At 65.1% G+C, this 24,780-nt stretch carries 21 protein-coding genes; 2 read left to right on the plus strand and 19 right to left on the minus strand.

The window, feature by feature from the left end; translation table 11 throughout:
- Window positions 1-21: 21 nt before the first annotated feature.
- The 14 genes from IFT80_RS01945 to IFT80_RS02010 form a co-directional block, all read right to left on the minus strand.
- Complete coding sequence (locus IFT80_RS01945) at window positions 22-939, minus strand: dihydrodipicolinate synthase family protein (protein ID WP_122478602.1); 918 nt, start codon at window positions 937-939, stop codon at window positions 22-24.
- 127 nt (window positions 940-1,066) lie between these two features.
- Complete coding sequence (locus IFT80_RS01950) at window positions 1,067-1,789, minus strand: amino acid ABC transporter ATP-binding protein (RefSeq protein WP_122478600.1); 723 nt, start codon at window positions 1,787-1,789, stop codon at window positions 1,067-1,069.
- Complete coding sequence (locus IFT80_RS01955) at window positions 1,782-2,432, minus strand: amino acid ABC transporter permease (protein WP_122478598.1); 651 nt, start codon at window positions 2,430-2,432, stop codon at window positions 1,782-1,784. Before IFT80_RS01955 ends, IFT80_RS01950 begins: the two co-directional genes overlap by 8 nt.
- Window positions 2,433-2,442: 10 nt before the next feature.
- Window positions 2,443-3,123: an amino acid ABC transporter permease gene (locus IFT80_RS01960; protein WP_192057332.1), complete on the minus strand. Its 681-nt coding sequence runs from the start codon at window positions 3,121-3,123 to the stop codon at window positions 2,443-2,445.
- Window positions 3,116-4,885, minus strand: coding sequence for a cis-3-hydroxy-L-proline dehydratase (gene lhpI / locus IFT80_RS01965; protein ID WP_192102229.1), 1,770 nt, complete (start codon window positions 4,883-4,885; stop codon window positions 3,116-3,118). The genes IFT80_RS01960 and lhpI overlap by 8 nt, the downstream gene beginning before the upstream one ends.
- Before the next feature lie 10 nt (window positions 4,886-4,895).
- Window positions 4,896-5,714 (minus strand): ABC transporter substrate-binding protein, encoded by an 819-nt coding sequence (locus tag IFT80_RS01970; protein ID WP_192102228.1) that lies wholly within the window; start codon window positions 5,712-5,714, stop codon window positions 4,896-4,898.
- A 226-nt stretch (window positions 5,715-5,940) separates the two neighbouring features.
- Entirely contained in the window at window positions 5,941-6,690 is a 750-nt protein-coding gene (locus tag IFT80_RS01975; RefSeq protein WP_192136614.1) for an AraC family transcriptional regulator, read from the minus strand.
- An 87-nt stretch (window positions 6,691-6,777) separates the two neighbouring features.
- Window positions 6,778-8,034: an NAD(P)/FAD-dependent oxidoreductase gene (locus IFT80_RS01980; protein ID WP_192136615.1), complete on the minus strand. Its 1,257-nt coding sequence runs from the start codon at window positions 8,032-8,034 to the stop codon at window positions 6,778-6,780.
- A complete protein-coding gene (locus IFT80_RS01985; RefSeq protein ID WP_192047320.1) occupies window positions 8,031-8,267 on the minus strand; it encodes a (2Fe-2S)-binding protein in 237 nt (78 codons plus the stop codon). The genes IFT80_RS01980 and IFT80_RS01985 overlap by 4 nt, the downstream gene beginning before the upstream one ends.
- Complete coding sequence (locus tag IFT80_RS01990; protein ID WP_192136616.1) at window positions 8,260-9,375, minus strand: FAD-dependent oxidoreductase; 1,116 nt, start codon at window positions 9,373-9,375, stop codon at window positions 8,260-8,262. Before IFT80_RS01990 ends, IFT80_RS01985 begins: the two co-directional genes overlap by 8 nt.
- A complete protein-coding gene (locus IFT80_RS01995; RefSeq protein WP_192136617.1) occupies window positions 9,372-10,316 on the minus strand; it encodes a 4-hydroxyproline epimerase in 945 nt (314 codons plus the stop codon). The genes IFT80_RS01990 and IFT80_RS01995 overlap by 4 nt, the downstream gene beginning before the upstream one ends.
- 109 nt (window positions 10,317-10,425) lie before the next feature.
- Window positions 10,426-11,097, minus strand: a complete 672-nt coding sequence (locus IFT80_RS02000; protein WP_122478581.1) for a GntR family transcriptional regulator — start codon at window positions 11,095-11,097, stop codon at window positions 10,426-10,428.
- Window positions 11,098-11,171: 74 nt separating this feature from the next.
- On the minus strand, window positions 11,172-12,785 hold the full coding sequence (locus IFT80_RS02005) for a PepSY-associated TM helix domain-containing protein (protein WP_342214332.1): 1,614 nt from the start codon (window positions 12,783-12,785) through the stop codon (window positions 11,172-11,174).
- Window positions 12,778-15,234: a TonB-dependent siderophore receptor gene (locus IFT80_RS02010; protein ID WP_244652270.1), complete on the minus strand. Its 2,457-nt coding sequence runs from the start codon at window positions 15,232-15,234 to the stop codon at window positions 12,778-12,780. Before IFT80_RS02010 ends, IFT80_RS02005 begins: the two co-directional genes overlap by 8 nt.
- Before the next feature lie 154 nt (window positions 15,235-15,388).
- Here IFT80_RS02010 and IFT80_RS02015 point away from each other — a divergent pair, with 154 nt between their 5' ends.
- Window positions 15,389-15,937 (plus strand): sigma-70 family RNA polymerase sigma factor, encoded by a 549-nt coding sequence (locus tag IFT80_RS02015; protein ID WP_244646842.1) that lies wholly within the window; start codon window positions 15,389-15,391, stop codon window positions 15,935-15,937.
- Window positions 15,938-15,985: 48 nt separating this feature from the next.
- Window positions 15,986-16,939, plus strand: a complete 954-nt coding sequence (locus IFT80_RS02020) for a FecR family protein (protein WP_192136618.1) — start codon at window positions 15,986-15,988, stop codon at window positions 16,937-16,939.
- 105 nt (window positions 16,940-17,044) lie between these two features.
- Here IFT80_RS02020 and IFT80_RS02025 read toward each other — a convergent pair whose 3' ends face one another.
- From IFT80_RS02025 to IFT80_RS02045, 5 genes are all read right to left on the minus strand, one after another.
- The gene (locus IFT80_RS02025) at window positions 17,045-17,308 is read right to left on the minus strand and encodes a hypothetical protein (RefSeq protein WP_163007615.1); all 264 of its coding nucleotides are present in this window, start codon (window positions 17,306-17,308) and stop codon (window positions 17,045-17,047) included.
- A gap of 149 nt (window positions 17,309-17,457) precedes the next feature.
- Complete coding sequence (locus IFT80_RS02030) at window positions 17,458-18,684, minus strand: MFS transporter (protein ID WP_185793584.1); 1,227 nt, start codon at window positions 18,682-18,684, stop codon at window positions 17,458-17,460.
- 591 nt (window positions 18,685-19,275) lie between these two features.
- Window positions 19,276-20,565, minus strand: coding sequence for a beta-ketoacyl-ACP synthase II (gene fabF, locus IFT80_RS02035; protein WP_192136619.1), 1,290 nt, complete (start codon window positions 20,563-20,565; stop codon window positions 19,276-19,278).
- Window positions 20,562-23,663 (minus strand): efflux RND transporter permease subunit, encoded by a 3,102-nt coding sequence (locus tag IFT80_RS02040; RefSeq protein ID WP_192136620.1) that lies wholly within the window; start codon window positions 23,661-23,663, stop codon window positions 20,562-20,564. The genes fabF and IFT80_RS02040 overlap by 4 nt, the downstream gene beginning before the upstream one ends.
- On the minus strand, window positions 23,660-24,766 hold the full coding sequence (locus tag IFT80_RS02045) for an efflux RND transporter periplasmic adaptor subunit (RefSeq protein WP_192136621.1): 1,107 nt from the start codon (window positions 24,764-24,766) through the stop codon (window positions 23,660-23,662). Before IFT80_RS02045 ends, IFT80_RS02040 begins: the two co-directional genes overlap by 4 nt.
- Between the last annotated feature and the right edge of the window lie 14 nt (window positions 24,767-24,780).

The following is a 24,780-nucleotide window of genomic DNA, read 5'->3' on the forward strand; positions in this document are numbered from 1 at the left end:
TGCGCCTGGCCCGGTCGTGATTCAAAGACCGACGTCGGGCAGGGTGGGGCGGTTGGCCAGGGCCTTGGCCATGATGCGTTCGACGAACAGACGGTCTTCATCCGGCAGGGCCAGGCGCGGTGGGCGAGTGAGGGCGCTGCCGCGGCCCATGATCGCTTCGCACAGCTTGATGCACTGCACCAGGTCCGCACGGGCGTCCAGGTGGAGGATCGGCATCAGCCACCGGTAGATTTCCATGGCTTCGGCAAAGCGTCCGGCCTTGGCCAGGCGGAAGATGGTTTCGCCTTCCTGTGGGAAAACGTTGGACATGCCCGACACCCAGCCTTCGGCGCCCACTGCGATGCTTTCCAGGACGACGTCGTCGAGGCCGGCGAACAGCACGAAGCGGTCGCCCACTTCGTTGCGCACGTCGATAAAACGCCGGGTATCGCCGGAGGAGTCCTTGAAGCACACCACGTTGTCGCAGTCGGCCAGGGAAATGAGGATCTCGGCGGTGACATCGTTCTTGTAGATGGGCGGGTTGTTGTAGACCATCAACGGCACGTCGGCGTGCTTGGCCACGTAACGGAAGTGCTCGGCGGTCTCGAAAGGCTTGGAGCCGTAGACCAGCGCCGGCATCAGCATGACGCCGTCCACCCCGGCCTTGCGTACGGCATTGGCGGTTTTTGCGGCAGCGACACTGGTGAATTCCGCCACGCCGCAGATGACCGGCACGCGCCCACCGGAGGCGTCGACGGCCACTTCGGTGACAGCGATCTTCTCTTCGGCGGTCAACGAGGTGTTTTCACCTACCGAGCCGCAGACCACCAGGCCTGACACGCCGTCGCGAATCACATTGGAAATCACCTGATGAGTCTTTTCCAGGTTGATGGAAAAGTCATCGTTGAATTGAGTGGTAACAGCCGGGAATACGCCACTCCAGTTGATGCGCTTGCTCATTCGATTTGCTCCGCTGATTAATGGTATTTCGTATACGCTTCGATTCGTACGTTGCTTGCAAAGGGTGATGCGGTTCCAGCCATGTTGTCTCGAGTAGGCGATGTGCCTGCTCGTGCATCGGTAGCGCCTATTTGACCGACTTCAGGAACGCGGCCGTTTCCGGCTGCAAGGGGTTGCCGATGACCTGGTCCGGGCTGCCGATCTCATGCACCAGGCCGTTGCGGAAAAACGCCACGCGATCGGACACATCGCGGGCGAAACGAATCTCGTGGGTTACCAGTACCATGGTCATGCCGTCTTCGGCGAGCATGCGCATGGTGTCGAGCACTTCGCCCACCAGTTGCGGATCGAGCGCCGAGGTGGCTTCGTCGAACAGCATGTAGTCCGGTGACATGGCCAGCGCTCGGGCAATCGCCATGCGCTGCTGCTGGCCGCCCGAGAGCTTGCCGGGAAAGGTATTGAATTTGTCGCTCAGGCCGACATGGGTCAACTGCTGCACGGCCAGCGCCTCGGCCTGCTCCTTGCTCTTGCCCAGTACCTTGCGTGGCGCCAGCATGACGTTCTCCAGCACGGTGAGGTGAGGAAAGGCGTTCCATTGCTGGAACACGATGCCGATTCGCTGGCGCAGCTGGTTGAGGTTTGTGCTGCTGCCGTGGACCTCGACCCCGTCGACTCGAATACTGCCTTTCTGGATCGGCTCCAGGCCGTTGATGCACATCAGCAAGGTGGATTTTCCCGAACCCGAGCCGCCGATGATCGACACCACCTCGCCCTTGCTCACCGTCAGGCTGACGCCCTTGATGACCTCCAGTTCGCCGAAGGATTTGTGTACGTTGTCGATCTCAATCATTTTCCTGCCACCTTCTTTCCAGACGAGCGCCCAGGCGAGCGACCACCAGGCTCATGACGTAGTAGATGAGCCCGGCGATGCACAGCACCAGCAGCGGCTCCTGTATGCGCGTGACGATGGTCTGCGACGCGCGCAGCAGTTCGACGATACCGATCCACATCACCAGCGCGGTGTCCTTCATGACGCCAAGCACCAGGTTGAGCCAGCCGGGGAAGGCGACCCGGGTGGCCATCGGCAGGACGATGTAGCGCAGGTCTTGCCAATAGCTCAGGCCGAGCGAGCGGCTGGCCCGGCGCACCGATGGCGACACGGCAAGCACCCCGCTGCGGACGATCTCGGTGAAGTACGCCGCCGCGTAGACGCCCAGCACGATGCAGCCGACGCTGAACGCGCTGATGTTCAATCCGACGATGCTCTTGAGCGAGTTGAGCAGCACGAACTGGATCAGCAACGGCACGCTGCGGAACACGTCCAGCACCCACGCCAGCGGCAGGCTGGCGCGCGGTGCGAGGGCCCGCAGCAGGCCGCACAGCAAGCCGCCGAAGGAGCCCGCCAGGATTGCCCAGAACGTCAGTTGCAGGGTGACCCAGGCGCCATCGAGCATGTACAGGAGGTCTGTCGCGGTGAGGCTGGTGGAAAACATGCGCCGCTCCTCAGTAGCGAAACAGACGCCAGCTCAACAGCCGGGCGAGGCCGACGATCAGCTTGGCGATCAGGTAATAGAGCACCGCGGCCATCGCGAAATATTCGAAGGTGCGGAAGGTCTTCACGTTGTAGTCCTGGGTGACCCCGGTCAGGTCGTCGTTGAGCCCGACTACCACGCCCAGGGACGTCATCAGCACCGCCCAGACCATCTGGTTGCTCAGCGGGTAGAACACCACGCGCAACAGTTGCGGAACGATGATCATGCGGTAGGCCTGGAAGGCACTCATGCCCAGCGAGCGCGCGGCGCGCATCTGGGTGTCCGGCACCGCCCTGAGACCGCCGCGGAAATTTTCCGCCAGGTAGCCGGCGTTGTTGAAGGTGATGCCGGCCAGCAGTGCCAGCCAGGAGCTGACGTGCAGGCCCAGCGAGCCGAGGCCGAAGTACAGGATGTAGATCTGGAACAGCGACGGGGTGTTGCGCGCAATCGACACCCAGCCGTCGCCGATGCCGCGCAGCGCCCGGCCGCGGAACGTCCGTTCGGAGCCTGCACGCATCACGGTCAGAAGCAGGGCGATGAGCACACCGAAAATCATCGACAGCGCCGCGGTTTCGAACGTCACCCACGCGCCTTGCAGCATGTCGGGCAGGGCGTGCCACGCAGCCCGCCATTGGAAGGTGTAGTCAAACATGCTCCGCGCCCTCCGCTGCACAGGTGGCCAGCCAGGCGGGCGGTCGAGCGCTGGTGGCGCCGCTGCACGCGCTGTCGACACAGGTGCCGAGGCTGGCGAAATGAACGCTGCGCCCGACCAGGCCGGGCGCGTAGTGGGCGTACTTGCCCGAGTTGGTCATCAGGCTGCGCACACCCACGGGAATGACCGGTTCGCCCAGCATGCACCAACAGGTGTCGGTGATCAGCGTGGCGCCGAAGGCCTCGAGCACGGCCACATGACCCGCCGCCCGTGCCTGTTCCAGCACCGCTCGGCCACAGGTGATGGCCAGTACCACGTCCGGGTGCCTGCGCAGGCCGCGGCAGAGCTCGGCCAGGCGGGCGAATTCGGTCAGGGAGAAGTGCGGGTTGCCCAGGGATACCAACCTTACCTGCGTGTCCCGGGCGCTGTTGAGTTCCATCCAGCTGGCGTAGAGGTCTTGCAGAGAAATCGAGACGCGCGGCAGCGTTTCCGGCGAGTCACTCGAGTGCGCCGGGTTCAGGGCTTCCGGAGTGACGCCGGCGATATGAAACATGGGTGCAGCGCTGGTGGTGGCGAACGCGGCGCCGAATGCCTTGAGGTCGTCCAGGCTGGGCCTGAGGTGCTGCAGGCCGCTGATCAATGGAATGCGGCTGCCGCACTGGGTCCCGACGTGATAGCCGAGCAGCGGGTAGAAGCTGTCATCCAGTTCTTTCAACGCCGGTACGTCGATCAGCAGTTGGGCCCGACGTTGCTCCTGGAGATGGCAGCCGATCAGGGGCGCGCGGCCAGTCAATGCAATGCAGATGTCCAGGTAGTCCGGGTATTTGAGCGTGCGCGCACCGAGCACGCTGTTGGCGTATACCACCGCGTTGGACTCGGCCCACACCACTTGCTCGCCGAGCGCCGGTGCACTGTCGAGCAGATAGGGCGCGCAGGTGAAACTTGCGCGCGCACCCATGGCCGTGTACGCGTCGCCCAACGCGCTGGCAGGCTCGCCCAGGGCCGGATCGATGCCCAGTGCTCGCCAGCGCCGCTGGTCCACCGAGATGGCGTTCAGGGTAGTGGGCACCCGCACCCGCGCGCCCCATTGCACCAGTTGTTCGGCAAACCGCAGGCTGGCAGGGCCGGTGTAGATGCAGCCGTCGATGTGCGCCTGAGTGATATCGACCAGTTCCCGCGCGCCCTGTAGACGGGCCATGCGCAGGACGATCTGCATCGCCACCTGCGCCGCCTTGCCGTGGCTGCCTGCGAGCAACTCATGGTCACGGCTGTCGAGTGCAAAGCCGTCATCGAACGGCTCCGGCTGGCCGACGCCTGGCTGCGGCTGCCAGTCGTCCGCCGGCGCCTGGCTGTAGAGACCGAGCGTTGCCCCATCCAACCGAGCCCATGCCACGCCGCGCAGCGTATCGAAGGCTTCCTGGCCGATGCACAGCACCGGCAGCGAGCGGGCGAAGAAGTGCTGTGCCACCAGCACGCCCAAGCTGAGGATTTCATCGGCTTCGGCCAGTACCAGCGCTGCCGGCGCGTGGCCGTTGCTGATCAGTTCCATCATGACGCTGCTGCCAGTGCAGGACCCGCGACTGCCGGGAATCGCCAGGACCCGGCCCGCCACCCGCTGACCGCTGAGCGGGTGATGACGGTCGATCACCTCGCCACTGCTGGGGTCGACCCCGCCCCAGAAACTCAGGCCAGTGTCGGCAAACAACAGGGCGCCTTGTGCGCTGCCGTCTATCAGGCTGCGTCCACCGACGCTGCGTGGCATGGTCGTCACCTCAGTAGTAGACGTTGGGTACGGTGAGGTTGGCGGGCGCAATGTCGGTGCCGACCCATTTGACGAACAACTCGTTGTAGCGACCGCTGCGCACCTGCTGGTTGACGAACAGGTTGAGGTAGTTGAGCAGACCGTATTCGGTGCGCTTGGCGCCCAGGGAAACGTAGTCGATCACGTAGGGCGCATTGCCGGCGACCTTGAGGTTCTTGTATTTGCCGGATTTCAGAGTGGCGGCGGCCACGGTATTGGTGACCACGGTGGCCTGGATATGGCCTTGGGCGACGGCCAGAATGGTGTCGTTCTGCGACTGATACGCGCGGAAGCTGCCGCTGCCCCAGCCCTTCACGTCCTTTTCCAGCGCGATGGCCTCGTAGGTGCCGCTGGTGTTGCCCACTGCCTTGCCCTTGAGGTCGTCGAAGCTGTTGACGCCGGTGTCGTCGCGGGTCAGCACGACCATCTGGAAGGCGAAGTAGGGCACGCTGAGGCCGACGGTCTTGGCCCGTTCCAGGGTGTCGGAGGTGGAGGCCACGATTACGTCGGCACGGCCCGAGATGAGTGCCGGAATCCGGTCTGGAAACGGCGTCTCGATGACTTCGGCATCGACGCCCAACACCTTCGCCAGGTCGTTGCAGTAGTCGACGTCGAACCCCGCAGGCTTGTTGGCGCTGTCGCGCATGCCCATGGGCGGGAAGTCCAGGGTCACCGCACAGCGCAGCTTGCCGGAACCAATGATGTCGTCCAGCTTGTCGGCCTGGGCGGTCGCCATGAAAGTAGTACTGAGCACAGCGGTTAGGGCTACGGCGAAGGCGGGAGTTTTCATGGAGGCCTCGGAGTTGGGTGGGCACTGGAACTGTCATTGAGAATTTCGTATACGATATTTCAAATGCAACAGACGTGCCTGTTTTCGTTCGTGCTCGCGCTGTCGTCGTAAGCCCCTGAATCAGGGCGTATTCATCATGGATCGGCGATGGTGGAAGAGTCGGGTATGACGCCGTGGGGTGTTACATAAGGGAGCACCGCCCCAATGATTGCCCGCTAACGGAACATCAGCGATGGCTTTCGCGGTACAGGCTTGGCGAAAGGTGCGTCAGCGCGCGGAACTGCCGGCTGAACGCACTGTGGTCGGTGTAGCCACAGCGCAGGGCGACATCGGTGATGGGCAGGTCTTCGTCGCGCAGCAGGCGTGAGGCCTCCTCGAGGCGGGCCTTGTGAATCAGCTGGCGCGGGGTCAGGTGGAAGATCCGCTTGCAGTGACGCTCCAGTTGCGCAACCGACAGCCCGGCAATGGCGGTCAGCTCCGCGAGGCTGATCGGACGATGAAAATGGGTGCGGATGTGCGCGTCGACCGCCGCCAGTTTCGCGAAGGCCGGGTGGCTCGACTGAGGCAACTGCAGGTCGCGGGAAATGCCGGCCAGGCCGATGATCCGACCCTGTTCATCGTGCAAGGCGATCTTGTGGGTCAGGCACCACACGGGCTGGTTGCCATAATAGAGGTGCAGCTCCAGCTGATTGGCCAATTCGCGGCCGCTGCCAAGGACCTTGCGGTCCTGTTCGGTGTACAGCGTGCCAAAGCGTGCCGGGAACACTTGCTCGGCGGTCAAGCCCAGCAGCTGCTGACTGGTCTTGAAGCCGCAACGCTTGGCCAGGGTGGCATTGACGAAGGCATAGCGGGCGGCGTCGTCCTTGATGAAAAACACCACGTCGGCCAAGGCGTCGAGCAAGGGGGCCAGGGGTTGCAGGCTGCCCAGCAGGTTCGGTAGTTGCCACGGGCTGGCGCTGAGGAATGCGGCGAGCATGGGGTCGAGGTCCGGAAGTGACTCCTGCAGGATAGTGCTGCCGGGCTGCTGCGCAAAGCCCGGACACTGTGTTTAGCAGGGCGGGGTTCAGGCGGGCGGGTGGCCGTCGAGGCGCAGCAGGGTCTCGATCCGTGCCGGGCTGAAGGGCGGTCGCGGTGCCGAGGGTTGCCAGCCGAACAGGTGCGCGGTGGCGGCGCCGCATACCCGCCCCTGGCAAGCGCCCATGCCGCAGCGGGTGGCGAGTTTGGCCTCGCGCCAATCGCAATGGGCGGCAAGCGCTGCAAACGGCACGTCTTCGCAGCGGCAGACCAGGGTGTCCGGCGCGCACAGGGCAGCGAGCGCAGGATCGAGGGCAAATGCCCGGTTCAGCACGGCGGCGAAGCCTTGCCAACGGGCCCGCTGCGGCCAAAGCCGCTGCGCCGCCGCCTGGTCGCCAGCGGCGGCGTGTCCGGCGATGCTGCCTTCCACCGAGGCCAGCTCGCTGCCGCCGAAGCCGGTGCATTCGCCTGCGGCAAAATGGTCCGCCAGGCTGCTCGCCTGCCAGGCATCGACGGCGATGGCCCGGTCATGCAGCGCACAGCCCAAGGCCTCGCCCAGCTGCGTGTTGGGCACCAGGCCGAAGCCGCAGGCCAGCCGGTCACAGGGCAGTTCCCTGATTCGGCCCTGTTGCATCAGTCGTACGCCTTCCAGGCGGTCGTCACCCAGAGCGGCCAGCACATGGCTGCCGGTGCGATAGGCGGGCGAAAACAGTTGCAACGACTGCAGCCATTTATGGGGCCAGCGTGGCAGCTGCGTGGCAAATCCTGCCACGGCGCGAGTGCTGGCCTGCTCGGCGATGCGCAGGATCCGTGCGCCGTTCTTCGTTGCACTGTGCGCGCTGGCCAGCAGCAGCGGGCCGCTGCCGGCAACCACCACGCGTTCGCCCGCAACGGGCAGGCCGCCCTTGATCAACGCTTGCAGGCCACCGGCACCGGTCACGCCAGGCAGCGTCCAGCCGGGGAAGGGCAGCAGCAACTCGCGGGCACCGGTGCACAGAATCAGCTTTGCATAGCCGATGATCCAGCCGCGCTGGTCGCTCTCCACCAGTAACTGATGGGGCGCCGGCCGGGCGATCACTCGAGTGGAACCTTGGATCTGCACGTTGGCACACGCCTGCAGGCGCTCGCGCAGCCGTGTGGCCTGGGTGGGCAGCGAGGCCTGCGGGCCATCGCGCCAGATCTGCCCGCCGGGCAACGGATTGTCGTCCAGCAACACGATGCGCAGGCCGCTGGCTGCCGCTGCCAGCGCCGCATGGATGCCCGCCGGCCCGGCACCGATGATGAGAATATCGACGTGCTCGATCATGGCAGGCTCCGTACCTGCATGCCGTCGCGGCAGGACGTCTGGCACGCCAGGCGCCGCGCGCCGTCGATGGTCACACGGCATTCCTGGCAGATACCCATGCCGCACAGCGGCGCGCGCCGTTGGCCGCTGACCGAGGTGCGCGTGCAGCCATCACCGGCCATCGCCAGTGCCGCAGCGACGCTGGTGCCGACCGCCACCTGCAGCGTGCGTCCATCGACCGTCAACTCAAGCATGGCTGGACCCTCCAAGAAAACGTTGCGGCAGGTAGGGCGTTGCCGCCAGCGGCAGTGATTCGTCGAACAGTTGCGCCACCAGCAAATCGGCGGTCGCCGGCGCAGTGGTCACCCCCAGGCCTTCATGACCCACCGCCAGCCACAGGCCCGGACGCTGGGGATGCTCGCCCACCAGGGGCAAGCCATCCGGGCTGGCGGCGCGAAAACCGGTCCAGGCACGAATCACATTCAGCGTGTTCAGCGCAGGCACGTACTCTGCCGCGCGCCGGAGCATCTTGGCGAGCATCCAGCCTTCGACGTCGGGATCCGTGGTGTTGAATTGCCGCGAGGCGCCGATGAACAGTTGTCCGGTCGGGCGCGGCTGGATGTTGCAGGCCGTGGACGGCCCACTGGCGTTGTGGGCGCTGGTGACATAGCCCAGTTCCACCAGCGTGTGAGTGATCTGCGCGGGGTAGCGGTCGGTGATCGCCAGATGGCCTTTCTTGGCCTGGATCGGCAGCTCGGGGCACAGCTCGGTGGCCTGGATGCCGTTGGCCAACAGCACCATGCCAGCACTGAGCCATTGGCCGTCGGCCAGACGCACACGGTTGCCGTCTACCTCGGTGACCTTAGCGCGTTGCTGGCGGATCAACGGATGGTCGAGCATCCACTGGGCGGCCGCCGGCGCATACACAATGCCGTCCCCCTTGATCAACAGACCACCCTCCAGCCCTTCGCGAAGCAACGGTTCGCGCTCGCGCAGGGCGTTGCCAGCGAGGATTTCGCAGGCCTCGCCATGCTCGCGCAACACCTCGAACTTGTGCTCGGCAGCGGCCATTTCCTCATCGTTGGCGGCCAGCCACAGGGTGCCGTTGCTGCGGTAGGCGCAACCGTTGGGCAACGACCCGGCGATGTCGCGCCAGCGCTGCAGCGAATATTGGCTCAAGGCCAGTTCCGCCGCGTTGTCGTCGAGCACCAGCAGGTGGCCCATGCCGGCGGCCGTGGCACCCGGCGTGCCGGCGTCCAGCACCCGTACGCTCAGCCCGCGCTTGGCCAGGGCCTGGGCGCAGGCAGCGCCGACGATGCCTGCGCCGATGACGATGGCGTCGGCCACGGCCGTGGGGTTCACAAGCGGATACCCCAGGCGAAGGGGTCGTCGGCCTGCAGGATCAGTGTGGCTTCGGCGCTGATGTAGGCGCGGCCGCGAATGGTCGGCACAACGGGCCCGTCGCTGCCGTGTTCCATGGCTTCATATGAACCCTCGAACTCGCTGCCGATGACGCTGGCCTGACGCCAGATCTGCCCGGGCTGCAGTTTGCCGTCGGCGGCCAGGCACGCCAGCTTGGCGCTGGTCCCGGTTCCGCAAGGCGAGCGATCGTAGGCTTTGCCGGGGCACAGCACGAAGTTGCGGCTGTCGGCCCGTTGGTCTTCGGCGAACAACTCGATGTGGTCGATCAGCCCGCCGTCCTCGCCGCGTATGCCTTGATCCTCCAGCGCGTGCTGCACGGCGACGGTGTAGGCCGTCAGGGCGTCGAGGTTGTCACCGCTGACCGCCAGGCCATGCTCGGCGATCAGGAAAAACCAGTTGCCGCCCCAGGCGATGTCGCCGGTGACCGAACCGATGCCCGGCACCTGCAGGGCGACGTCCTTGCGGTAACGATAGGCCGGCACATTGCGCACGCTCACCGCACCGTCCTCGTGCAGCGTGGCCTGGACGGTGCCGACCGGCGTCTCGACGGCGTGCACGCCCGGCCCGATTCGGCCCAGGTGGGCCAGCGAGGCGATCAAGCCGATGGTGCCGTGGCCGCACATGCCCAGGTAGCCGGTGTTATTGAAGAAGATCACTCCGACGCAGGCGTTCGGGTCTACCGGCGTGCACAGCAGTGCGCCTACCAGCACATCGCTGCCCCGCGGCTCCAGTACACAAGCGGCGCGCCAGGCATCATGCCGCTCGGCGAGCAATTGCTTGCGCTCGGCCATGCTGCCGGTGCCCAGCTCGGGAAAACCGTCGATCACCAGGCGGGTGGGTTCACCACCGGTGTGCGAGTCGATCACTTGGATGCGGGTCATGGGGCCACTCGTCGGGTCGGTAAAGTGACCCTTAGAATGGCGCAGATAGCCCTCTGCGGCTTGAGCTATTTAGCCCGTGAAAATGACGAATTCGGCACAGTGCCAGGGTTCAGCGGGCGCTTGGCAGATGCTCGAACAGGGTCTGGCAGACGCCGGCGATGTGTTCGTCGAGCAGGCGCACGGCCAGCTCCACGTTGCGCTCGCGGCAGGCCTGGAGAATCTCCCGGTGTTCGTGGTCGGCGCGATCCTTGCCGGCCGACAGGCTCATCTGCATGCGCAGGTAACGCTCCAGCTTGTCGTTGACCGAACGAATCATCCCCACCAGGAACGGCCGTTGCGCGGGCTCGTAGAGGCAGGCGTGCAGCGCCCAGTTCAGCTCGGCCCAGCGGCCCACGTCGGTTTCACCGATGAACTCGCGGCAGATGCTCTCGGCGCGGGTAAAAGTGGCCTCGGTCATGTTCGGAATGGCCAGGCGCAGCACCTTGTCTTCGAGCAGCATGCGCACTTCGAACATCTGCGCCAGCTCCGACTCCGACAGGCGCGTGACCATCGCCCCGCGATTGCGCTGGAACATGACCAGACCCTCGGCTTCGAGGCGCTTGAGCGCTTCGCGAACGGGGATCTTGCTGACATTGAACTGGCGGGCGATGTCGTCCTGACGGATCGGTTCGTCCTCGGCAAAATGCCCGGCAACGATCGCGTCGCGCAGGTGCCGGGTGATGATCTCCGACGTCGAGGGAGAATTGCCGAGGTCCGGCGCGTTGAGTTTGGTCTGGGCCACGATGCTGGGTCATTCGAGGGATTGAGTGCATATGGTATACAGTTTTGCGGCGGGCTGAACCGGCTTTGATCCGGCTAAGGCATCAGGCGCTGCCGCTGATGACGCCGTCGCAGCTTCATCAGCACCCCTGCCAGCAGCGCGCCGCAACCCAGCGCTACCGCTTCCACGCTTGCGCGCTGCCAGTCGCCGGCGACAGCGTAGCGCCACAGGTTCTGCCCCGTGGTCCAGTGATTGAGCAGCGGCAGGCACAGGCACAGCAGCGCCCCCAAGCCGAGCTGTTCGGCCCATGCGCGGTTGCGCGGCCGACACAATGCGTGCAGCAGGGTCGCCAGCCAGATCAGCAGGAAACAGCGTATTTCCCAGTTGGCCCGATCCTGCAGCTGCAGTGGCAGCAGCCGGTTGGCATAGAAGTAGGCACAGCACGCCACGCCAATGCCCGCACTGCACGCCACGTTGAGCGCTTCGACACAGTGATAGAAGCGTTGGGTCGCAGCACCGAATTCGTGCTGCCCCTTGATCCGCCGCTTGATCGAGAACAGCAGCGTGCCGGCGACCATCATCAGCGTGCCCAGCAGGCCGCTGGCGAAGTACACCCCTCTCAATGCCCAACTGCCGAAATCGGCAAAATGCAGGGAGCGCATCACGCCTTCGATGCGTGCGCCCATGGACACGCTGTCCGGGTCAGGCAGCCTGACTTGCAGCACGTCGCCACTGGCCGCGTCGAACAGCACGCTGGCCTGGGGCGTGAACAGATGGGACGACGGCTGACCGGGGTCGGCACGACCGATGACGCGTACGCTGGCGCTCGCGCTACCGGGCTTGTCCACCAACAGCATCTGCGCTGGCTGCCCGGTCAGTCCGCGGGCCTGTTCAAGCAGTTGCTCCCACGCAGGAGCCCGGGTGTCGAGCCGCGCAGTGTTGCGCACAGCCGGAGCCTGTGGCGCCAGGTCGGCGCTGAAGCGTGCATGGGCACCGTCATTCGAGCCGTACACGGCGTGCACCGGCCACGGCATGTAGCTGCTGGCGAAGATGCACAGGCCTGTGTAGGCGATCATCAACTGGAACGGCAACGTCAGCACGGCCGCGGCGTTGTGTGCATCGAGCCAGGCACGCGGCCCGCGGCCTGGTCGGAAGGTGAAGAAGTCGGCGAAGATGCGTCGGTGAATCACGACCCCCGATACCAGTGCAACCAGAAAACCGACGGTCAGCGCGCCGACGATCCAGAAGCCCAGCACCGGCAGTTGCAGCATGTAGTGGAACGACATGAAATGCCGGCCGCCTTCGGTCTTGCGCAGTGCTTGCGACATCACCGGTGTACCACTCGCAGGGTCGAGAGCGATCTGCCGGGTGCCGCTTGCGTCGCGCCACAGCAGGTGCACGGCCTCGCCCGCAGAGGTCGGCAGCTGCACCCGCCACAGCCGCGCACCGGCGCCGTGTGCAGCCAGGTAGCGCTGCGCTTGCCAGGCAGCAGAGCTTTGATCCAGCGGCTCCCCGGTGTAGAGTGGGGCGATCGGCTGCGCCTCCATCCAGCGGGTGATGGGTTCGCGGAACACGCTCAACGAGCCGGTGAGGAAGATCACGCACAGCAGCCAGCCGCAGACCAGGCCGCACCAGGTGTGCAGCCAGCCCAGGGAGCGGCGCAGGGAGCCGTTCAGCGCCCTGATCCCCAGGTCGACGCGATCAGAAATCGCCTCGCAGGGTCAGCATGTAGCTGCGTGGCTCGCCGAACACGTTCGAGCGGTCGACCGCTACCGCAGTGGTGTAGTAACGCTTGTCGAACAGGTTCTCGGCGTTGAGCTGCACCTTCCAGTGCTCGTCCAGCTTCCAGGCCACGCGCGCATCCCAGATCGCATACCCCTGACTGCCAAAGTCCAGCCCGGTGGTCGACGAGGCCTTGTAGTAGGACTGCGCCGACACGCCACCACCGACGGTCAGCCGGTCCCAGGCACCGGGCGGGTTGTAGCTGGTCTGCAGGCGCAGCATGTGCTTGGGCGTCTCGTAGGCCACCTCGACGTCTTCGGTATTGTTGCGCAGCAGGTTGAAGGTGTAGCCACCGAACACCTGCCAGCCTGGCAGGATCTCGCCGCTGGCTTCCAGGTCGACGCCCTTGCTGCGCTTGATGGTGCCGTTGACGTAGCAGGTGCCCTCGGAGTCGTTGCTGGTGCAGTTGGTATTGGCCAGGTCGACCAGAGCGACGTTGGTCTGCTTGATGTAGAACAGCGCCATCGACAGGTTCAGGCGGTCATCGAACAGCGTGCCCTTGATGCCGGTTTCGTAGTTGTCGCCTTCGGAGGGTGAAAGCGGCGTACCGCTGGTATCGACGTAGTTGCCTTGGGCATTGAAGATTTCCGCATAGCTGGCATACCACGCCCAGTCGTCGCTGATGTCGTAGATCACGCCGGCGTAGGGGGTGACCTTGCGTGTCACCTTGGATTCGTAGGGCAGGGCGGCGCCGCGCTTGATGTCGTAGGTGTAGTCGTACCAGCTGGTGCGACCACCCAGTACCAGGCTCAGCGGTTCGCTCAGGCGCAGCCGCGAGTTGGCGTACAGGCCCGCGCGCTCCTCGGTCATGTCGATATCGGTGCTCCATGCCGGCCTGGCAGGCTTGGCGATGGCATGGTGGTCGACATTGAAAATGTTCAGTGGCCGGTTGCCCAGGCTGGCGGTGGCCTGCTGGGTATTGGCCTCCTGGCGCGACCAGGTGCCGCCCACGGTGACGTCATGGGTCAGGCCGAAGGCATCGAAATTGCCGCTGACATGGCTGTCCACCCCGGTGCTGGTGACCTTGTCCTGGCGAAACAGTGCGGCCTGAAACACCGAACCGGTATTGGTCACCGGGCTGATGGTGCGTCGCGCATAGGCAATCTGTTGATCGAAGCTGCCTTCGGAAACGGTCACCGAGGTGGTGCTCGACCAGCGCTCGTTGAAGCGGTGCTCGATTTCCGCGAACGCTTCGCTCATCTCGCTCTGGTGACGGTTCCAATCCTGCACCAGGGAGGTGGAGCGGGAGATGTCCAGGGCGTTGCCGTTGCTGTAGCGCGGCAGGCCGTAGATCGAATAGCCGTTGATGACGTTTTCCTGGTGGCGCAGGCTCAGGCTCACGGTGGTGTCCGGGTCGATATCGGCTTCGACGATGCCATACACCAGCGGCGTGCGGGTGTTGCGTTCATCGAGGTAGGAACCGTTGTCTTCGTAGGCCGTGACCAGTCGGCCGCGCACGCTGCCGGTTTCGTTGAGCTTGCCGCTGGCGTCCAGGTCCATGCGGTAGCGGTCCCAGGAACCGGCGCTGGCCTGTACCGTCAGTCGCGGTTCGGCGGTCGGCCGCTTGCGCACCAGGTTCACCGCGCCGCCGGGCTCGCCTGCGCCCACCAGCAGGCCCGCCGCGCCGCGCAGCACTTCGACCCGGTCGTAGATGGCAGTGTCGGGCTTCATCCACCCGGTGATCTGATAGCCCTGGCCAGGCACACCGTCCACCAGAAAGCTTTCCGCCAGCAGCGAGAAACCGCGGGAGGTGTACACATGCCCGCCGAAGTTTCGGTACTGGAACGTGATGCCCGGGGTTTGTTCCAGCACCTTGTCCAGACTGGTGAGCTTCTTGTCGTCCATCAGCTGCCGGGTCACCACGCTGACGGTCTGCGGGGTGTCCTTGAGGCTCAGGTTGAGTTTCGCGGCGGTGCTGCTGCTACCAGTGGTATACGAGCCCGTGCCGTCGGTGCTGCTGCCCAGATCGTTCATGGCATTGACGGTGGTGGCGCCCAGAGCCATTGCGGGATCGTCGCGCGCGGGCAGCTTCTGCAGCACCAGGGTGCGTGCATCGAGCATCTGCCAGCCGAAGCCGCTGCCGCGCAGCAGCGTCTGCAGGGCCTGGTCGAGGGTGTATCGGCCTTTCAGGGCCGGTGCGCGCAGGTTGGCCACATCCGAGGAGTTGAAGATCAGGCGCACGTTGGCCTGGTCTGCCAGTCGGGTCAGCGCCTGATCCAGCGACTGCTCTGCCGATTGCAGGTTCAGGACGGTGGTCGCTTCTGCCCCCTGTGCCGAAGGCGCAAGCAGTGGCAGGCCTGCCGTCATGGCCAGCATCAATGCCAGGCTCAGGGTGCGACCGGTAGCGGGAGTGAACGAAGGAAAACGTGCCTGCATCTGAAAACGTCCGTAAGCCAATGGAGGCGGAATGCCCGAGAATCTTGCTTCTCACTCCAACGACGAACGAGGTGACCCGACCTTGCCATCCAGATTGAAAATATTTTCATTATCATCTGCCAATCTGATGATAGCCGTTCTCAAGTGGGATAGGATGCGCGCCTCGATCGCCTGGGCCGTGCGCATGTCCGTGTCACCCAACTCCAACCCTTTGCTGATGGTCTTTCAGGAGCACTATGCCGACCTGTTGGCCTTTCTGGCGCGGCGCTTGGGGAATGTGGAAAAGGCTGCCGACGTGGCGCAGGACACCTACGTGCGCCTGGCTGGCCTGGCCGACACGGCGCAGATCCTCGAACCCCGCGCTTTCGTCTTCCGCGTGGCCGGCAATCTGGCCATCGACCGCCTGCGCCAGGAACGGCGCTATTGCGCGCTGCAGGTCGATGAGCCCGACGAGGAACCCTGTGATCCCATGGCCTCGCCGGAACGCTCCTTTCTTGCCGCCGAAGCCATCGAGCAACTCGACAAGGCCCTGCAGCGCCTGCCCAGCAATGCCCGTCTGGCGTTGCTGCTCAGTCGCCTCGAAGGCCTTACCCACGCAGAGATCGCCACACGCCTCGGGGTGTCGGAAAGCTCGGTAGGCAAGTACATGGTGCACGCCATGCGTCATTGTCGCGATTGGCTTCGTCAGTCGGAGTGCCCTTAGAATGCACGGTACTGACGTCTATGCGGCAACGACCGCGAGCCCATTATCATGACCGAGCCCACCCATCCGAGTGCTTCTGCCGTCGACCTGGAGGACCAGGCCATCGAGCAGTGGGTGCACCTGACATCGGGCCGAGCCAGCGAGGCGGATCGCAGCGCCTTTGCCCGCTGGCGGGGACAGAGCGCGGACCACGAGGCAGCGGCACGCCTGGCCGAGCGGATCTGGCAGGCACTTCCCCAGACTTGCGTCGCGCAGCGCTTCGTTGTGCCCGCCAGGGTCACGCGCAGGCCGCTGCGCTGGGCGGCGCTGGCGGCCGGGGTGGGCGCCCTGGCCCTGACCGGATTGAGCGAGCCGGCCAAGGTGTATTTCGCCGACTATGCCACGGCGGTCGGCGAGCGACGGGCGCTGACCCTCGAAGATGGCAGCCAGGTGTGGTTGAACAGCGGCTCGGCTTTATCGGTTCGCTATTCCTCGTCGCGGCGCGAGATCAGCCTGATCAAGGGTGAAGCGCTGTTCCAGGTGAGCAAGGACGCCTCGCGTCCTTTCGTGGTGCAGGCGTCGGGCGGCAGCGTACAGGCCGTGGGCACCCGCTTCGATGTCGATCGGCAGGGTGAACAGGTGCGTGTCGGGGTGACGGAGGGTGAAGTGAAGGTTTCATCTGGCGGGGCGGTGGTTCCCCTGAGGGCCGCCCAGCGTCTTGAATACGTTGCGGGAACGGCGCCGTCGCCGACCGGCGCTCTGGACCTGGGCAGCGCGTCGGCCTGGCAGCGCGGCAAGTTGATCTTCAACCGCCAGCCGTTGGCCGAGGTGTTCGCGGACATTGAACGCTATCTGCCTGGCTCGCTGGTGATCGCGGGCAGCCTGCCGACCACGGCAGTGAGTGGCGTATTCAACCTCGATGACATTCCCGGCATGCTCGACATGCTCGCCCGCACCCAGCCGGTGAGGATCTATCGAATGCCCTGGTTGACCGTAGTGGTGGTGAATCAGACGCGCGCATGAGCCTGGCATAAAGCCTTGGCCGTCGAGGCAAGTGAGGTTTGGCGGGGGAACAGGGCTATCGAGGGGTGGGACGCTAGGGCGCAAGGCCCTAGCAGACAACGGATATCACTTTTTCTTCTTCGCAGGCTTTTCTGCTTTTTCGACCTTGTCAGACTTCTTGGCCTTTTCAGGCTTGCTGTCGGCTTTCTTGGCAGTTTTCTTCGGCTCGGCGTCTTTCTTCTTGTCTTTCTTGTCCTTGTCGGAGGACTTCGAAAGCGCTGAGGCTGCGGCGGATTTCTTTTCCGGTGACGACTTTTTGTCCTTCATTTCCTTGCTGGCTTTCGAAGCATCGCTTTTGGTTTTCTTCTCGTCTTTAGCCACGTTGACCACCTCTGGGGAAAGTGCCGATATTGACACAGTGCCTGTGGGAATATTCACAAGCTGATCATTAGGCGAACGGCTGGAAAAGCAGTTCAACTTTTTTTGCGAAGCGTGCTGCTGCGCCGACGACCTGCCGGCAACGGTCGGCGCAGTCGGGCTCAGGCAGGTTGAGCCACCACGTTGTTACTGACATTGCGGCCCAACACCAACACCGTGGCGAACCCTGCGCCAACCAGTGCCGTGGCCAGGCTCAACAGCACCGAGCTGCCCAACCGATCGACGATCTGCCCGCCGAAGAACGAGCCCAGGGCAATGATCACCTGAAACAGCGCAACGAACAGGGGCATGCCGCGCTCCACATCCTTGGGCGCGACCACGAACATCCAGATGCTGGCGCAGGCCGGGAAAGCCCCGAAAGCGAAGCCCCAGAGGGCTATCAGCATGGCGGCCCCGGTGATACCAGTGGCGAAATGGGGGAACAGGGCGGTGCTGGTGCCGATCATCAGGGCCACCAGCAACAACGTATTGCGCACGCTGCGGTTGGCGGCGAAGCCGGCGAATACATTGCCCAGCACGCCGGCCATGCCGTAGAGCAGCAACAGCGAGCCGATGGTGGACCCATCGAAGCCGGCGCTCTGCTTGAAGAACGGTGCCACGTAGGTGTACGCGGCGAAGTGCGCCAGGCCGATCAGCAATACGGCGATCAAGCCGACCCGCGCCTGTGCATTGGTGAACAGGGCAGGCAGGTCCCTGACCCGAATGGCCCGGTCCGGATACAGCGGCGGCAGCAGGAAGATCTGCGCCAGCAGTACCGGCACGCCCACCAGCGCGGTGACCAGGAAGGTCATGCGCCAGCCCATCAGGCCACTGAGCCAGGTGCCTACGGGCACGCCCAGTACCGTGGCCAGGGTCACGCCCATCATGATGATCGACGTTGCCTTGGCCACGCCGACGCCCTTGGGCGCCAGTCGACCGCTCAAGGCGATGGCCGTGGCCCAGAAGCCGCCGATGCTGACGCCCAGCAACACGCGGCCGATCAGCAGGACGTTGAAATCGCTGGCGAAGGCCACGATGGTGTTGGCGATGATCATGATCAGCGTCAGGCCGGTCAGCAGGTAGCGACGGTCCATCGCACCGATGCCCACCGACAGCAAGGGCGCAGCAAGCGCTGCCATGATCCCTGGCAGGGTGACCATCAGGCCGGCGCGACCGGCACTGATGCCCAGGTCGCTGGCAACATCGTTGAGCACGCCCACGGGCAGGAATTCGCTGGTCACCAGAGCGAAGGCGCCGACGGCGACCGAGAGGATCGCCAGCCACTGTTGCTTGACGCTTTGCGGGGTACGTTCGGAAAGGCCGGGGGCGGCCGAGTGAAGGGTGGGCATGGGCATCGGTTCCAAAGGGGCGTGTCGCCTGCGGGCAGGCGTGAAGAGCGGGGGAATTGGCGGCGATTATAGGGGAGGGTTGCCGCAGCCTGGGAGGCGCGGCGCTTGATAGTGATCATCAGTGAGATCAATGCGCCGCTCGCCCTTGTGGGAGCGGGTCTCTGCCCGCGAAGGGCGCGCCGCGGTCGGCCAGATGCACCGCAGCGCCTTTTCGCGGCCACGGACCGCTCCTACGATGGGTTGGTATATTTCTTCCCCCGTAGGAGCGGTCATCTACCGCGAAGGGCGCACTGCGGTCTGCCTGATTCACCGCAGCGCCTTTTCGCGGCCACGGACCGCTCCTACGATGGGTTGGCGTATTTCTCCCCCCGTAGGAGCGGTCATCGGCCGCGAAGGGCGCACTGCGGTCTGCCTGATTCACCGCAGCGTCCTTTTCGCGGCCACGGACCGCTCCTACGATGGGTTGGCGTATTTCTCCCCCCGTAGGAGCGGTCATCGGCCGCGAAGGGCGCACTGCGGTCTGCCTGATTCACCGCAGCGTCCTTTTCGCGGGCAGAGCCCGCTCCCACAGGGGATTGGGTAGGCAGACGGCTATCGGCCCTCCCAGCGCCGGAACAATGCACTGGCGTTGACGCCGCCGAAGCCGAAGCCGTTGGACAGGGCGTAGGTTATCGCTGTCTTGCGTGCAGTCGGACCGACCAGATCGAGCCCGGCTGCCGCCTCGTCCGGCGTATGCAGGTTCAGCGTCGGCGGTGCAATTTGATCGCGCAAGGCCAACACGGTAAAGATGGCCTCGATCCCACCAGCGGCGCCCAGCAGGTGGCCGGTGGCCGACTTGGTCGAGGTGATGGCAAGGCCGGCCCGAGTGCCGAACAAGGCGCGAATGGCCGCCAGCTCACCCTTGTCGCCGACTGGCGTAGACGTCGCGTGGGCATTGATGTGCTGCACATCCTGGGCGTCGATCTCGCCCTGGCGCAGGGCCTGTTCCATGGCCCGGCGGGCTCCGCTGCCATCTTCCGGGCCGGCCGTCAGGTGGTAGGCGTCGGCACTGGTGCCATACCCAACCAGTTCCGCCAGCGGCGTTGCGCCTCGCGCCAACGCATGTTCGAGCGATTCGATCACCAGCAGGCCCGCACCCTCGGACATCACGAACCCGTCGCGATCCTGGTCGAACGGCCGCGATGCCTCGCTCGGCCGGTCGTTAAAACCCGTGGACAGCGCACGCGCGGCGGCGAAACAGCCCAGGGTGACGCGGTCGATGGCCGCCTCGGTTCCGCCACAGATGGCAATGTCGGCTTCACCGCTGCGGATCAGCCGTGCGGCATCGCCGATCGCCTGCACGCCCGCGGCGCACGCGGTGACCGGAGCACCCAGGGGGCCTTTGAATCCATTGCTGATGGACACGTGCCCGGCCGCCATGTTGGCCAGGAACGATGGCGCGGTGAACGGTGACAACCGTCGCGGTCCGCGCTCGTCGGTCGTGCGCACGGCCCCGGCGAGCGCGCCGAAGCCGCCGACGCCCGAGCCGATGACGGTTGCCGTGCGCTGCTGCTGGGCTTCGCTGGTGGGGTGCCATCTGGCCTGGGACAGCGCCTCATGCGCGGCGACCAGGGCGAACTCGATGAAGCGGTCCATCTTCTTGCGCTCCTTGGCCGGTATCAGCGCCTGCGCATCGTAGCCTGCCACCGGGTCGGCCTCCAGCGTGGGAACCTGCCCGGCCACGGCGACCCCGGTACCTTCACCGATGTGCGCAGGCAGCGGGCTGATGCCCGAAGTGCCCGCCAACAGCCGCCGCCAGACCTCGTAGACGCCGCATCCCAGCGGCGTCACCAGCCCGGTACCGGTGACGACGATGCGTTTCTGACCCTGTCGATTGTTCATGGGTGTTTCTCCAAGCCTGTCATTGGATGACGTGTTGAACGGGTATCCGGACGAATGCGGAACCAGATGGAATACATCGCGGGGAGGAATATCAGGGTCATGACCGTCCCGCCGAACGTGCCCCCTATGAGGGTGTAGGCCAAGGTGCCCCAGAACACCGAATGGGTCAGTGGAATGAACGCCAGGATCGCCGCCAGCGCCGTCAGCAGCACCGGCCGGGCGCGCTGCACGGTGGCTTCGACCACGGCGTGGAAGGGCTCCAGGCCGTTCTTCTCATTGAGGTCGATCTGCCCGATCAGAATCAGCGTGTTGCGCATCAGAATGCCAGACAGCGCGATCAGCCCGACCAGGGCATTGATGCCGAACGGCTGGTTGAACAGCAGCAGTGTAGGCACCACGCCGATCAGCCCCAAGGGGGCGGTGAGGAACACCATGGTCATGGCTGACATCGAGCGGGTCTGCAGGATGATGATCAGCAGGGTGATGGCGATCATGATCGGAAACAGCGGCGCCAGTGCCGCGGTGGCCTTGGCCGATTCTTCGATGGAGCCTGCCTGTTCGATGCGGTAGCCGTCGGGAAGCGTGGCGATGATCGGTTGCAGGGCTTTCGTCAGTTGGCTGGAGACATCCGGCGGCTGCAGGTGTTCGGCGATGTCGCCGCGTACGGTCAGGGTCGGCACCCGATCGCGGCGGCGCAGAAGCGGATCTTCCATGCGGACCTCGACAGCACCTATCTGTGACAGCGGGATGCGCTGGCCATTGCCGCCGACGAGGGTGAAGCCGCCGATTTTCGCCGGGTCGAGGCGGATCTCCCCAGCAGCCCGGCCCACCACCTGCACCGAACGAATGTCCTCGCGCACGGCGGTGATCGGTACCCCGGACAACAGGAACTGCAACTGCTCGGCAACCGCAGCGGAGCTCAGGCCCATAGCCTGCAGGCGATCCTGATCGAGGACGAAATGCAACGTCGGCACCCGCGGCCCCCAGTCGAGGTTGACGGTGCGCATCATCGCGCTGCCTTGCATGACCGTCTGCACCCTGCCGGCGATTTCGCGCAGCACCTGCGGATCAGGCCCCATGACGCGGTAGGCCACGGGGTAGGGCGAGTAGGGCCCGAACACCAGCTGGGTCACCCGCACGCGCGCTTCGGGGGCCAGGCCGCCAGCTACCGCTTCGCGGATCTTCAGCTTGAGGGCCTCGCGCGCCGCCTGGCTGTCGGCCAGCACGACGATCTTGGCGAACGAAGGGTCCGGCAGTTCGGGCGCCATCGCCAGATAGAACCGCGGCGGGCCCTGGCCGATGTAGGCAGTCACGACCTTTGCCGCGTCCTGCTGGCGCAGCCAGGCCTCGATCTTGGCGGTGGCTGCGCTGGTCTGCTCGATGGCCGTGCCATAGGGCATCTGCACTTCGATCAGCACTTCCGGCCGATCCGAGGTGGGGAAGAACTGCTTCTTGACCTGTGCCATGCCCACAATCGCCAGGACGAAAGACAGGAGCACCAAGCCTGCCACCGGCCATTTCCAGCGAATGACCTGGCTCAGGAACCGGCGAAAACGGTTGTAGTGAGGGGTGTCGTAGATCGCTGCATGACCGCCTTCGACGGCCTTGATCGCCGGCAGCAGCTTCACCCCCAGATAGGGGGTGAACACCACTGCCACCACCCAGGATGCGATCAGCGCGATACCGACGATCCAGAACATGTTGCTGGTGTACTCGCCGGCCGTGGACTGGGCGAAGCCGTTGGGCATGAAGCCGACGGCGGTCACCAGGGTGCCGGCCAGCATGGGCGCCGCGGTGTGGCTCCAGGCATAGGCCGAGGCCTTGATGCGGTCGTAGCCTTCCTCCATTTTCACCACCATCATCTCGATGGCGATGATTGCGTCGTCCACCAGCAGCCCCAGTGCCAGGATCAGCGAGCCCAGGGTGATGCGGTCGAAATGCTTGCCGGTGGCTTCCATAACCACGAACACGATCGCCAGGGTCAGCGGCACCGCCGCCGCAACCACCACGCCGACGCGCCAGCCCATGCTCACGAAGCACACCACCATGACCACCAGCAGCGCGACGAAGAACTTGATCATGAACTCGCTCACGGCCGAACCGATGTTCACCGACTGATCGGTAACCTGCGCGAAGGTCATGCCCAGTGGCATCCCGGAACTGATCCGCGCGGTCTCGCCGGCCAGCGCCTTGCCCAGCTCCAGACCGTTCCAGCCATCACGCATGACCACGCCGAGAAGCAGCGCCGGTTCACCCTGATGGCGCACCATGAACGTGGCCGGGTCTTCGTAGCCGCGCGCAACCGTGGCCACATCGCCCAGCTTGAGCGTGCGCTGGCCGGCGATGACGGGCGTGTCGCGAATGGCGTCCAACGTGCCGAAGGCACCGTCGAGTCGTACCACGACTTGAGGGCCTTGGGTTTCCATGGCGCCTGCGGCGGTCAGCCTGTTCTGTCCGTTCAGGCTGGCGAAGATGTCCTGCGGCGAAACGCCCAGCGTCGCCAGGCGCTCATGGGAAAAGGACACGAAGATCCGTTCGGACTGCTCGCCAATGATATTGACCTTCTTCACCCCGGGTACGTGCAGCAGGCGCTGACGCAGTGATTCGTCTTCACGCACCAGCAGGCGTTGCGGCTCGCCTTGCGCCTTGAGCGCGAACAGGGCGAAGGTGACGTCGGCGAACTCATCGTTGACCATGGGGCCGACCACCCCGGCCGGCAGGCTACTGGCCGCATCGCTGAGCTTTTTGCGTGCCTGGTAGAACTCGTCCTCGACCTGAGCAGGCGGCGTCTTGTCCTGCAGAAACAGGAGGGTGAAGGCCAGGCCCGGTCGGGTGTAGGTTTCGCTGCGCTCGTACCATTTCAACTCCTGCAGACGCTTCTCCAGAGGCTCGGCCACCAGGTCCTGCATCTGCTGCGCGGTCGCGCCGGGCCAGGCCGTGATCACGGTCATCTGCTTTACCGTGAACGGCGGATCCTCGGCGCGGCCCAGCTTGAAGAACGACAGGGTGCCGACGATGGCGATCAGGAAAATCAGGAACAGCGTCACCGACCGCTCGCGCACGGCGAGGGCGGACAGGTTGAAGCGACTGCCGCTCAAGGCTGAGACCCGGCCTGGACGCGCAGATCCTGCGGCGCCAGCAGCACTTCCTCGCCCTCATGAAGCAGGTGCGGGCCCAGGGCAACCAACCGCTCACCTGGAAGCACGCCGCGCACCGTGGCTGTGTCATCTCCCAGGCCGACGACCTGGATTGCCCGCCATGCGATCACCGCCGGCGTGCCCGCGACGATCCACACACCTGGCCCGTTGCCTGGGTCGTGAATGGCGGCCATGGGCACGCTCAGGGCGTCGGCTAGCGAAGGCGTCGGGGCAATGGCAAGGGTCACGGTCGAGCCCAGCGGCGCATTGGCCTGTTCGCCGTTCAGCACATAGCGCGCTTCGAAGGTGCGGGTCAGCGGGTCGGCAGCGTCGGCCAGTTGTCGCAGCGCGGCGCTGACGCTGTTGCCGGAACTGCCGAACAGCCTGGCCTGGGCAGTGCTGCCCGGCGCCGGCCGCAGGGTTTCGGGCAGTTGCACGACCGCTTCGCGCAGGCCTGCCTTGGCCAGCTTCACCACAGGTTGTCCGGCGCTCACGACCTGGCCTGGTTCGGCCAGGGTGGCCACGACCACACCGTCGGAATCCGCGGTCAGGGTAGCGTAGCTCGCTTCGTTGCGGCCCACGGCTGCCTGCGCCTGCAGTGCTACCAGATCGGCTCGGGCAGTGTCGGCCGCTGACTTGAAGCGGTCGTAGTTGGCAGCGGAAATGGCGCCGCTGGCAACCAGTTGGCGATTGCGCCGCTCATCGTTCGCAGTCTGCGTGGCCAGCGCCTGGGCGGCGGCCACGGCTTGCTCGCGGGCGTTGGACTGCAGTGCCAGGTCGGCGGGGTCGAGTCGCATCAACCGCTGTCCGCGGCTGACCGACTGGCCAGCATCGACGAAACGCTCCACGACCTTGCCCCCCACTCGAAAGCCCAGGTCGCTTTGCACGCGCGCTGCCACCACACCGGTAAACGCGCGGTCGACATCCGTTGCATGGCCGGCCTCGATCACCCTCACCAAAGGTGGCTGCGTGCGCGGGTCGACAGTGCTGGGCTGGCCGTCGCAGGCGGTCAGAAGCACAGGCAGCAGGCAAATGCCAAGCACAGGAGCGCGAAGCCGAGACATGGGATTCCTTACGC

The sequence above is a fragment of the Pseudomonas sp. CFBP 8771 genome, from assembly GCF_014841695.1.
Taxonomy (GTDB): Bacteria; Pseudomonadota; Gammaproteobacteria; order Pseudomonadales; family Pseudomonadaceae; genus Aquipseudomonas; species Aquipseudomonas baltica.